Source organism: Imperialibacter sp. (assembly GCF_040222815.1).
In the GTDB taxonomy this organism is placed as follows: Bacteria; Bacteroidota; Bacteroidia; order Cytophagales; family Cyclobacteriaceae; genus Imperialibacter.
In genome coordinates, this window is the sequence record NZ_JAVKCH010000057.1 from 344,055 (window position 1) to 355,980 (window position 11,926).

Here is an 11,926-nt window from a genome sequence, read left to right on the forward strand (position 1 = left end):
TGAAGTAAGTCTAAAACAAGTAATTTTGGGAAATAGAAGTTTAGTGATCTTAATTAACACTATGAACGGCGGTGGCGCTGAAAAGGTGTGTCTTACGCTCTGCAATTATTTTGCAGAAAAAGGCTTGGACGTGTCGTTGATTTTAATCCGTCATCAGGGTGTGTTTTTAAATTCTCTTCATCCAAACGTCAAAGTTTCAAGTTTACACCCCCGGTTGGTTCGGGCGAACATTGTTGGAAGACTAATAGCTTTTTGGTGGTTGCTTGTAAAACTACGGCCGGTGGCGGTCTTGGCCGTCGGTGAATGGCCTAATGTCATCGCACCGTTAAGCAATATACTATACGCTAACAAAGCAAGGGTAGTAATATCAGAACACAATGCCCTGACATTTATTAATGCCCCTGAAAAATATGGACGATCGAAACTGCTGAGTTTGATAGCGAAATTTGCCTACACTAAGACTAACCAAATAGTTTACGTATCCGAGGAAGTTAAGAAGTCTGTTCTGCGTACTCTACCCAGAATTGAGGCAAAGGGTATTACCATCAACAATCCAATTGATAGCAAGCTTATCCAAGAGCTTTCAAGTCAGCCATTTGAACACCACTGGATAAATGATCATTCCCTGAAAGTTATTGTTTCTGTGGGGAGATTTTACGAGCAGAAGGATTATCCTACACTGATAGCGGCCTTTGCTGATGCATATAGTAAGAATCGGAGTTTAAGACTTGTGATATTGGGAGTGGGACCACTACAAAATGAGATAGAGGCAAGGGTGAGTGACCTTGGCATTGCACAAGCAGTTGATTTTATGGGCTTTCAAGACAATCCATATAGAATTATGTCACGAGCAGTTTGTCTGCTTCACTCTGCAAAGTACGAGGGGTTTCCAATGGTATTTGTAGAAGCGATGGCCTGTGGATTGCCCATAGTCACAACGAACTGTAATATTCCACTCGAAATATTTGATGGTCAGGATCTTCAGTACGTGGTACCGGTCTCGGATAGCGCCGCTCTGGCTCAAGCCTTGTTAAGCAGAATAGAATTACCTGTGGATAAAAAAACAATAATGGCTAAAGTCTCCAAGTACGATGTGGTAAATATTGCTGAATTATATATGGATAGCCTCGGGTTATCTGCCTGATTTCGAATTCAAGAATGAAAAAGCTAACTGTAATTATTTGCACTTACAATCGCTCCGATTTGCTACAAGAATGCCTTGAATCAATAGTGAACCAGTCAATGGATGACAGAAATTTTGACGTGGTGGTGGTAGACAATAATTCGTCTGACCGAACAAAGGAGGTAGTGGATTCAATGGCGGGCAAATACCATAATGTGCATTACCTGAAGGAGGAAAACCAGGGTTTGAGCCACGCCAGGAATGCGGGGTGGCGACTTGCAAAAACTGAGTGGGTCAATTATCTAGACGATGATGCCATTTCACATAATGATTATGTTGAAAAGATTTTAGAAACTATACAACAATATGATTATCCTATTTTTGGCGGGGTTTATCACCAATGGTTCAAATTTGGTAGGCCCGATTGGTTTCCTGAAACTGAGGGAACTAACAAATATCTTCTTTCCAAAACCGGAGTACTATCCGAAAACAAATTTGCAAGCGGCGGAAATATCACTTTCAAAAGGGAAATCCTTGAGAGTTTGAATGGCTTTAACACCAGTTTGGGAATGAGTGGCGACAAAGTGAGCTATGGTGAGGAAATAGAGTTACAAATTAGAGCAAGAGCGGTCGGAATTCAGGTGGGCTTTAACCCCGATATTGAAATCGACCATTTGATACGAAAAGACAAATTGAAGCTGGATTGGTGGTTAGATTCTTATTACGCAAAAGGCGTGGATGCGGCGGAAACGTTTCGAAAGAAAAACAGAACCTGGCTTAATTTGGCTAAGGGAATAGGATTCGCAACTGCAATGGCTCCGGTTTTTTTCATTAAGCTATTGTTCGCTTCCAGTTTTAAAAAGGGAACTTTTGTGCTGAAACTTTATGGTCCGCTGTACTATTTGGCCGGAAAAAGTGGTTTTAGGAAGCCAAAATGGTATACTAGCGAGTAAGTTGTCTGCTTTTTAATATTGTTACTGATGAAGAGGATTTTAGTGGTCAGAGGGGGATATAGCCACATGGGTAGACATAGTGGTTATGATTTACTAGCTGATGAGCTTCACAGCAGGAAGGAAACTCTTGCAGTAAGCTTCATTTGGAAGTCAAAGCCGACAAGACTTAACAAGTTAATACTGAAGGCAGCTTCTAAATTTTGGAAGCAGTTTGGTTTTCGTACCCCATTTTATACTGGGGGGGGGCTGGTTACGGAACTTAGAGTGATTGGGTATGCCATCTTTCGCAAAATGGATATAATACACTTCCTTTATGTAGAAGACAGTTTTTGTCTATTAGGTAGTCCAAAGGTGCAGAGGCTGTTGAGGGGGAAACCGTCAATAATTGGTACCATACATCAACCGACATCGTGGTGGAAGGTCACAGGTAACCTAAATTTGGTTTTATCGATAAACAAAATAATCGTCTTAAGTGAGTATGAAAAAAAGACAATCGGCGAGGCGGTAAAGGCGCCTACTTTTTTTGTTCCTCATGGAGTAAGTATCGAGTATTTTCAGCCATCACCAAGAACAGATGCTAAAAAGAGCAGCTTTAGTTGCTTGTTTGTCGGAAATTGGCTGCGCAATATTGAATTGCTGTCAGGTGTTGTAGAATTATTGCTCGCACAGGATCCGGATATTATCGTGCATCTCGTTTATCCTCTCGCCCGTCAAACGAACGACTTTAGGCTTTATGCGTTGGCAAGGCATCGGCAAGTTAAGTTTCACATCCATATTTCTGATGATGAACTTAAAGATCTCTATCAAGAATGCGATACTTTATTGTTACCAATGATTGATTGTACAGCTAATAATGCTATCCTAGAATCAATAGCAAGTGGTTTGCCTGTCATAACCTCAAAGTTGCCTTCACTGGAATCTTATCTAGATTTGACTTTCTCATTCATGTTGCCCGATGATCCGGTGCTATACGTTGAAGCAATAATTAAACTAAAATACGACGATAGCACTGAGAGAAGGTTTAAGGCACGGGAGCATGCACTTAAGTTTTTTACCTGGCAAACGGTAGGTGATCAGATTGAATCCATCTACCAACATTTGAAGTAAGGAGGTCTATGATTTCATTTATAATGCCTGCTAAAAACGCAGGGGCATATATCCAGGAGGCGATCAATTCACTGCAAAAGGAGACCCAAGTCAGTTGGGAACTTATTGTTGTTGACGACCATTCCATTGACGGTACTTTGGAAATAGTTCAGAAGCTTTGCGAGCTGGATTCAAGGATTAAGATATTCAAAAATGCTGGTGCCGGCAAAGTGCAGGGCCTCAACTATGGCTTCAGCCTTTCTACTGGCGACGTCATTAAGTGCATCGATGCTGACGATGTTTTACTTCCTGAGTTCTTCAGTCATATAGACGAGCTAAACCGGTACGATGCGCACTGTCACGATAGTTTTGTTGTCGACGAGCAAATGAAGGAATTGGGCAGCTATTTCATCAATCGCCTAGTCATCACAGAAGATTACCACTCGGTGGTAAAATATCTTATTTCGATTCCAAGGTGGGGCTGGTCAATGAAAAGGCATATTGCAGAAAAGGTTTTCCCTATGCCAGATCACTTGCCCTTCGAAGATGTTTGGTTTTCTTTAATTATAAAAAGGTATGCTCGGGAAATTTACCACATAAAGGAGAAACTGTACCTCTACCGTCAGCACCCGAATCAGACATTCGGAGGTGTTCTTAACTACGACAAGGCCATAATCAATTTCAGAGCTAATAGAATGCTGGTTCTAATAGAGAGGCTAAAGCAAAATATTGATACTCTCGGGTTGGAAAACGGAGAGATCTTTCGTTATAGCCAGGAATATAACAAGCTCCTGAAGTCAGATTTTAGCCTGCTGGGCATCATTAAAAGTAACTTGAAACATGTACACAAACTAAAATTGATCCTAATATGCTTCTTTCCCCAAATTGCCTCCATAATTACCAGAGTTAAGTGGAAAATGGATAGTTTTGCCAATTGATTTATAAAACGGGAACAGGCACAATCAAAAGGCGATGAGATAGCCATGGTGTTGAAACTAAGACTAACCAGCAGGAGAACCATTACGGTCGATTTTTCATACATTCTACTGAGTGTGTCTGTTCTTGCTGTGCCTTTTAACCTAAAACTTTTAGGTCCTTTTAGACTTTTGGATATTTCTCTGATGCTGTTGATCCTTATTTATATTAAAGACATTAGCATCACCTCCAAAACATTCACCATTTATATCGGCTTGGCAATTCTTGTATCTATATCCACAGTACTTTCGGTGTCTGAGTATGGTGTAACCAGATTTGACACAATATTTTTTGCATACAAGTTTCTGATGCCGCTACTAATATTTAAGGCACTTGAAAAAAGAGGTTTTGCCGAAAATGAGATAAGCTCAACTATAAATTATCAAATTCTCATATTTCTAATCCTTGTGCTTTGGGTTTATGCTTACTTGTACTTTCGCCTTACGGGCGTGATTAGAGGGAGCTTCCGACCAAGCTTGCCGTTCAATGAAGACAACTACACCAGTGACTCTCCATTCTATTCCACGGTGCTGGCGATGTATTTCATTTTGATTTTTTTTATTTACAAAGCGATAAAAAACAGGCTTTTCAGGGGTATTTTGTTTGTATTGGCTATTGCCTCTCTACTGCTAACCGGTGGAAGGTCGGGTTTGGTTTTTCTGGCTGTCTACTTTGGGTTGTATAGTCTTTTCACTTTTAAGCCTTATATCTCACGGAAGAGGCTGCCTATCTACTTTGTTTTGCTTATTGGTCTCATTGTTGCTGGGGTGGTTGCCTCTGATCAAATCATTAACAACCGACTGATAGAAAGGTCTCTTAGTTTTGATTTGGGAGAAGATCAAAGTGCCCAAGGTCGAGTGGCAAAATTAATTATGTCGTTTGAGAATAACTATCAGTTCGGCTTGTTGTTTGGCAGAGGGTTTCTTTCTCACGATGCGCTTTGGTACGATGGGGCTATTTCAACTATTAATGCTTACTTTGGCATCTTGGGAGTATTTATTGTCTCGATACTTCTCTACAACATTTACATAACGCAAATAATCCCGTTAAAAAAAGACTATCAGAAAGCCTACTATGTACTTTTTTCTTTGACTACGGCTTACATAGTAACTAATCTAATTTCTGATTATTATTTGCTAACAAGGAGTATATTTCCTTTCCTCATCAACTTTTTCCTAATTAAATATATACTTGTGAATGCCAGGAAGCCCGAAACTTTAGGCTAGCGAAAAGGTTAACATGAAATTTAGGTCTACACCGAATGCTTTTTAATTCAGTCGAGTTTTTAATATTTCTGCCGACCGTATTTCTTATATATTGGCTAGTGCTCCGGCAAAACTTGAGGCTCCAGAACGGCTTTCTGTTGTTGGCCTCTCTTGTATTTTATGGCTGGTGGGATTGGCGGTTCCTCAGCCTGATTTTTGCCTCATCAGTTGTCGACTACTTTTGCGGTTTGGGCATTGATCGGGCTCGGGTTCAAAACAATAAAAGACTGATACTATTTACAAGTATATTTTTCAACCTCGGGGTTCTCGGATTCTTTAAATATTATAATTTTTTTATTGACTCATGGATACAGGCATGGGCCAATTTTGGTGTGGTAATGACCGCGTCAACTTTGAATATTGTACTTCCAGTTGGGATTTCATTTTACACATTTCAAACAATGTCATATACAATTGACATTTATAGAAATCAACTACAGCCAACAAGAAGCTTTTTGTCGTTCTTTACATTTGTTGCTTATTTTCCTCAGCTGGTGGCCGGCCCAATCGAAAGGGCCGCTGTACTCCTCCCGCAGATAACAAAAAGAAGGTCATTTTCCTACACTTCAGCTATTCAAGGCATACACTTGATTGTGTGGGGGCTTTTTAAAAAGGTGGCGGTAGGAGACAATTTAGGAGTCATAGTTGACGGCTTTTATGGCAATGTAGGGTTGTACTCTCAGAGCCATCTCTACACTATTTTTTCGATTATTTTCTACAGTTTCCAAATATATTGCGACTTTTCGGGTTACTCCGATATTGCGATAGGAACCTCCAAACTATTTGGTATTGACCTTAATACAAATTTTAACAGACCGTATTTTAGTCAATCCTTCTCAGAGTTTTGGAGACGGTGGCACATTAGCCTTTCGTCCTGGTTGCGAGATTATTTGTACATTCCTCTAGGTGGTAATCGAAAGGGGCAGGCTAGAACCTATGGTAATCTCTTTATCACCATGGCCCTTGGTGGTTTATGGCACGGCGCAAGTTTCAATTTTATAATTTGGGGCGCTTTGCATGGTGCCTTTCTCGCAATAGAGAGAATGTTTAAGCCCTTAAAAATACCTTTTCCAGCTATCTTAAATAGATTGTTTGTGTTCGCTGTTGTTTCTTTGGCGTGGATTCCATTTCGTTCTTTGAATCTTACAGACACAGTCAACATCTTTGCAAGCTTTTTCAAAAATGGCAGTGGGGCTTCTTTACCATTGTCTTACTTTGACTTGGCAGAGGGGGTATTATTAACTTGCATAGTTGTGGCAGTTGATTTGTGTGAAGAGCGGGGCTTAGTTTTTAAGAACTGGTTTACTGTAGTGCTCCTTGCTGTCCTTTTAATATTTCTGGGAAACTGGAGGGCACTGAGTTTCATTTATTTTCAATTTTAAGAATGAAGAAGTTTCTTGTAGCAGTAATACTTCTTGTGACGACTATTTTTGTTGTAGATAAGATCGCTTATCATACGTTAAATTTTCTTACGTCAAAAAGTAATATTCGTTTTTCAAGAGCAATAAGGAACGTAAGAAATGACATCGTAGTATTGGGCGATTCGAGAGGAGTAAATAGTATCAACGAAGCTTTTTGGAATGACAACTACTCGACCAGCCTAATAAATATGTCATTCAATGGTATGCAGCCGACAGTGCTTAACTCCTTTGTCAACGATTTGGCTGACGCCGAAAACACGAAAGATGCTATATTTTTTGTTGAGCTGACAACTTTTCTTCCATGGCAAATCGTTTCCGACAGCACGTCTTCGAAATGTTTGAATAAGCTATCATTTTCGAAGCAGCGTGAAGTCGATGATTTCTATCTGCCATTTCGAAATCTGTACCCTTCCGTTGACACTGTTTATAGCAATAGGAACTATGGTTTTAACGATTATTTGAAGCTTCTAAATTTTAACACTCAATCTACATATCGGATACTCCTTTACTTGCTCAAGAATGACAAGGAGTACATTAACTCGAGAACTATTGATTTGTCTATCATAAATTACTATAAGCAGGTTTGTTGTGTTCAGGTAAGTATTGAAGATAAGGCTTTCGAGGAATTGTTGTCTATTGCCAAAAATAAGGCTCTGGATCTGAGGTTCTTTATTGCACCTTTTCATCAGTCGTTTCGGCGAAAGCTCACTAACTATGATTCAGCAATTAAGTACATGTCAGATAAATACAAAATTCACCCAATCGATCTCAACGAGGTTCACCTTTTAGAAGTGGATTTCGCAGATGGGTACCATACAAATGTCACGGGAAGCAAAAAGCTAACCGAGTTTATGCACAGCTCTCTGGACAAATAATCCTACTTGGGTTCAATGTACAATTGTTGGAAAAGTCTGTGGACGATTTATTTAAGAATTTTTGTCACCTTAGTGTCTTACATTTGAAAGCCCATGTTTAGGCCTACAGAGAAAATAAAAGAATGAAGGTTAGTATTATCACTGTCGTTTACAACAATGAAAGCTTTATTGAGGATTGTATAAACTCAGTGTTAGGACAAAGCTATTCAAATGTTGAATATATAATAATCGACGGCTGTTCTACGGACGGAACTTTAGAAAAGATACTTAGGCATTCAGATAGAATTGCAAAAATCATCAGCGAACCCGATGATGGGATTTACGACGCAATGAATAAGGGCATCGCACTTGCGACAGGTGAAATAGTAGGCATTTTGAATGCAGATGATTTTTATGTTGATGTTGATGTGCTTAATAAAATAGCCGGAATATTCGAAGATAAATCAATTGACGCTTCATACTCAGATGTAGAGTATGTTAAAAGACACAAAGTTAACGATGTTGTAAGGCGGTGGCATAGTGGCCACTTTGAAAGGAAGAGGTTTTATTTTGGATGGTCGCCACCTCACCCAACATTCTTTGTTAGAAAAAGCGTTTATGAAAAATACGGCCTCTATGATCCATCACTTAAGATTTCAGCAGATTACGAAATGATGTTAAGAGTGCTTTTCGTAAAAAAAATTACTTGCCACTATTTTCAGCAAGTAATTATTAAAATGAGGGATGGTGGCGTTAGTAACAAGTCTTTAAAAAATAGGGTTCAAGCAAATACAGAAGATAGAAAGGCATGGCAAATCAACAACGTAAGACCTAAGCCCTATACATTAAGTCTCAAGCCACTTAGGAAAGTTATTCAGTTTTTTTAGGTGTATTTAACAGTTAGTTTTCCAAAAGTTTATCAAAAATTTATAATGAAGAGGGCCGTAAAAAGAAGGAACATTATTATTGCACTAACGTTGTCATTTTTTTTGGAGGGGTGTTTATCTCATCGAAATGTCCTTTACCTACAGAAACTAGATAGTTCAAACACCACCTCTGCTGATCAACACTCTACTCATGATTTCAATATCTACACCTTGCAAAAAGGTGATGTTGTTAGTATTGAAGTGCGTTCAATTGACCCAAAAGTCACTGAAATATTTAAGAACGTTGGTGGCTCAAACAATACTACCCAAATTGACTTTGCCGCTAATGCAAATTTCTTGACCGGCTATAAAGTTAGCCAAAATGGCAAAATTGAATTGCCATTGATAGGCTTTATTGCGGCCGAGGGACTCACAATAGACTCACTTAAGAATTCAATAGAGCGTCAACTTAAAAGGTATATAAATGACCCTTTCATTGTGGTAAGAACTGGAGGTATCAGGTATACTGCAATTGGAGAAGTAGTGCAACCAGGTCGATACACCGTTTTACAGGATAGACTTACGATTTTTGAAGCACTAGCAAATGCTGGCGAGTTGACAGGTTTTGCCAATCGAAAAAAAATTGTTCTTATAAGACAAAGCTCGGATGGAAAAGATATTTATCATATTGATTTGACTGACATTTCTTTAATAGATAGCCCTTTTTTTTATATAAAACAGGGCGACCTAATCTACGCTGAGCCACATAAGCTGAGCCAAGTCAGTCCGGCTGTTTTAATAGGCAGAGATGTGGCGCTAATTGTTGTTGCTGTGTCTGCAGTGATTTGGCTATTTACCAATGCAGGAAATTAGTTAACGGTAATAAAGCCAGAACAAAAATAGGTATAGAACTGATGGGACTCAAAATGGATTTCTGTTTCGCTGCCACAAAATACGGCTCTCGACTTAGCCGGACTAGCTCCGGGTGCAGTTCACAACATTTAGATATGTTTCCACGCCAGAAAGTCCGGCATACATGTTTTTTCAATTGAGTAGATATGGATGCAATGTCCAGTTGTAAGCCCAAAGACTAATTCGAAAACTCACGCTCCATGAATACGAACAAGCAAAAATCCACTTTACAACATGTTTTTTTTTCAGAAGACGAGGGATTTGACTTTCAAGATATTCTGAGGAAAATACTTTATCGATGGAGATTGATCGCAGCAAGTCTTACTGTTTTTCTAATCATTTCTATTGCAGCCAATTTTTTCATAGAAACGCAGTTCACAATAAAGTCCAGTATTTTAATAAAGCAAAACGATAAAAATGAGAAAGATTTTTTTAAAGAGTTAGACTACTTCGAAACTCCAACCAGCATAGAAAACGAAATGGAGATTTTGAGTTCATATTCACTTCTCAGGGAGGTTGTAGATAGCCTTAGATCCAATATCAATTACTACTCCAGTGACGGGGTAAGGAAACAATACCTGAGCAGGGATTCTTCGCCAATTATACTAGATATAGTTAAAAGCTCCGACGCTTCAGAATATTTCAATCTTTATATCGACTTGACCAGTGTTGATAGCTACAAAATTACCAATGAAGTATTCGGTGATATCAAGTTGATTCAAAATACTTTCCATTTTGGGGATGTAGTCAAATTAGGAGCAACGCAATTTGTCGTTCTGAAATCAAACAACTTTGACCAATTTTTGACAAATGAGATAGGTATTGAAGTTGAAAACCCCAGACAGTATACGATTGGATTAGTTGAAGAAATTAAAATAAAGTCCGTTAGCTCAAAATCAAATGTTGTAGAAATTTCATTGGAAACATCCGACAAAGAACATGGTATTGAGATTATTGATCTACTCGTTAAAAAATACGCTCAAAGAGAATCATTGATAAAGAATGCAAAGGCGGTAAACCTTGTTGATTTTATTGACAGTCAATTGGTCAGTGTTGAACGCAAACTTAAAGAGCTTGAATCTGAATTTGAGTCGTACCGAAAGGAAAATAAAATCCTGAACATCACTCAAGAAGGAAATGTACTTTATACTACGTTAAGTCAATTAGAGACGCAACGGGCAAAGAGTGAACTGAATTTGCAGTATTACCTATACCTAACCAATTACATAGAAAACCCTAAACTAGATGAGATATTAAGCCCTTCTTCTGTAGGCATTTCCGACCCAGTGTTAAATGATTTAATTACAAATCTAAATAGCATTTCATATGAAATAGTTCAGTTAAAAGCTTCAACATCTACTATCAACCCACAGTATAAGACACTTGAGACTCTGTATTTTTCAATTGTAAATTCTATTAGAGAAAATGTAGTTAATCTAAAAAATGCAACTGAACTGGAAATAAAAAACTTAAATGAAAGAATTTCTCTAACTGAAAGTCAGTTCAAACAATTACCAAGTAGCGAAAAGTATCTAGTCTCTATTCAAAGGAATCTAAAATTATCTGAAAGCCTTTACTTGTATTTACAAGAACAAAAAGCAGAAGCTGAAATAGCCTTAGCAAGTAATGAAATGTCAGTAGTCGTGATAGACAATGCAATCGCAATAAGTCAGGCAAGGCCTAAGTTACTGTTGAATTTGTCGATTGCCATATTTCTAGGACTGTTGCTTCCCATTTTTGGAATTGTGCTTTATGATTTTTTGACCGGCAAAGTCCACGGAATTGGCGACATCTATAGCGCGTCAAATATTCCCGTTATTTCGACAATTCCATTTGATGAGGATAATTTGGAGTTTGGAAAGAGTTTATCAACTAGAGAGTCCTTCAAAAGAATTTGTTCCTTCTTAACAATGTTAGACAATGGTTCAAATGGTGGAAAAAGTGCACTCTTTACATCTAGAAATTCCGGAGAAGGAAAAACCTTTTGTTCATTGAATACTGCGCTTTCTTTTGCGAGATCAGGCTACAAGACTTTGCTGTTAGATTTGGATTTTCCGCACGCTAAGCTTTCTGAAGCGTTTTCGGAGCCCAACGATTTAGGGACGACCAATATTTTATTTGAGGGATCTAACTGGCAAGAGGTTGTAAAAACGACTAACCATAAGAATTTACATTTTATAGGAAAAGGATCCGTATTAGATTCATCAGATTTAATGATTTGGCCCAACAATTTTGGCGAGTTTATTCTATCTGCAAAGGCTAAGTTTGATTTTGTAATTATCGACGCCTCGTCACTCAATGATCAAGCTGATTTAGTGATGATAGCCCAAAAGGTTGATTCAACCTTTGTAGTTATCAAAAGGAAGCAATCTTCAATAGAAGACGTTAAACAAATCGATAAACTTCAGGATACTCTGAAATTCAAAAATATTGGCTTTGTATTTAACTTCTCCACAGCCCTCAAAGCTTAA

Annotated in this window: 10 protein-coding genes; all 10 read left to right on the forward strand. The window is 38.4% G+C overall.

The features are described from left to right. Positions 1–25: 25 nt before the first annotated feature. Positions 26–1,144, forward strand: coding sequence for a glycosyltransferase (locus RIF36_RS27525; protein ID WP_350072642.1), 1,119 nt, complete (start codon positions 26–28; stop codon positions 1,142–1,144). A gap of 14 nt (positions 1,145–1,158) precedes the next feature. After that, a complete protein-coding gene (locus RIF36_RS27530; protein ID WP_350072640.1) occupies positions 1,159–2,076 on the forward strand; it encodes a glycosyltransferase family 2 protein in 918 nt (305 codons plus the stop codon). A 27-nt stretch (positions 2,077–2,103) separates the two neighbouring features. Then, positions 2,104–3,183, forward strand: coding sequence for a glycosyltransferase family 4 protein (locus tag RIF36_RS27535; protein WP_350072638.1), 1,080 nt, complete (start codon positions 2,104–2,106; stop codon positions 3,181–3,183). Between the two features lie 8 nt (positions 3,184–3,191). Continuing rightward, positions 3,192–4,100 carry a glycosyltransferase family 2 protein gene (locus RIF36_RS27540; RefSeq protein ID WP_350072636.1) on the forward strand — a complete coding sequence of 303 codons (909 nt, stop codon included), beginning with the start codon at positions 3,192–3,194 and terminating at the stop codon, positions 4,098–4,100. Between the two features lie 45 nt (positions 4,101–4,145). After that, complete coding sequence (locus RIF36_RS27545) at positions 4,146–5,363, forward strand: O-antigen ligase family protein (RefSeq protein WP_350149714.1); 1,218 nt, start codon at positions 4,146–4,148, stop codon at positions 5,361–5,363. Between the two features lie 227 nt (positions 5,364–5,590). Next, a complete protein-coding gene (locus RIF36_RS27550) occupies positions 5,591–6,784 on the forward strand; it encodes an MBOAT family O-acyltransferase (protein WP_350072632.1) in 1,194 nt (397 codons plus the stop codon). A 2-nt stretch (positions 6,785–6,786) separates the two neighbouring features. Continuing rightward, positions 6,787–7,698, forward strand: coding sequence for a hypothetical protein (locus RIF36_RS27555; RefSeq protein WP_350072630.1), 912 nt, complete (start codon positions 6,787–6,789; stop codon positions 7,696–7,698). Between the two features lie 122 nt (positions 7,699–7,820). Beyond that, positions 7,821–8,564, forward strand: coding sequence for a glycosyltransferase family 2 protein (locus tag RIF36_RS27560; RefSeq protein ID WP_350072628.1), 744 nt, complete (start codon positions 7,821–7,823; stop codon positions 8,562–8,564). A 45-nt stretch (positions 8,565–8,609) separates the two neighbouring features. Next, positions 8,610–9,416: a polysaccharide biosynthesis/export family protein gene (locus RIF36_RS27565; RefSeq protein ID WP_350072626.1), complete on the forward strand. Its 807-nt coding sequence runs from the start codon at positions 8,610–8,612 to the stop codon at positions 9,414–9,416. 239 nt (positions 9,417–9,655) lie between these two features. Then, positions 9,656–11,926 carry a GumC family protein gene (locus RIF36_RS27570; protein ID WP_350122002.1) on the forward strand — a complete coding sequence of 757 codons (2,271 nt, stop codon included), beginning with the start codon at positions 9,656–9,658 and terminating at the stop codon, positions 11,924–11,926.

Excerpts from the sequence above, each read along its gene's own strand:
- RIF36_RS27560 (WP_350072628.1), top strand. The coding sequence starts at position 7,821 with ATGAAGGTTAGTATTATCACTGTCGTTTACAACAATGAAAGCTTTATT.
- RIF36_RS27570 (WP_350122002.1), top strand. The coding sequence starts at position 9,656 with ATGAATACGAACAAGCAAAAATCCACTTTACAACATGTTTTTTTTTCA.
- RIF36_RS27545 (WP_350149714.1), top strand. The coding sequence starts at position 4,146 with ATGGTGTTGAAACTAAGACTAACCAGCAGGAGAACCATTACGGTCGAT.
- RIF36_RS27530 (WP_350072640.1), top strand. The coding sequence starts at position 1,159 with ATGAAAAAGCTAACTGTAATTATTTGCACTTACAATCGCTCCGATTTG.
- RIF36_RS27540 (WP_350072636.1), top strand. The coding sequence starts at position 3,192 with ATGATTTCATTTATAATGCCTGCTAAAAACGCAGGGGCATATATCCAG.
- RIF36_RS27555 (WP_350072630.1), top strand. The coding sequence starts at position 6,787 with ATGAAGAAGTTTCTTGTAGCAGTAATACTTCTTGTGACGACTATTTTT.
- RIF36_RS27535 (WP_350072638.1), top strand. The coding sequence starts at position 2,104 with ATGAAGAGGATTTTAGTGGTCAGAGGGGGATATAGCCACATGGGTAGA.
- RIF36_RS27565 (WP_350072626.1), top strand. The coding sequence starts at position 8,610 with ATGAAGAGGGCCGTAAAAAGAAGGAACATTATTATTGCACTAACGTTG.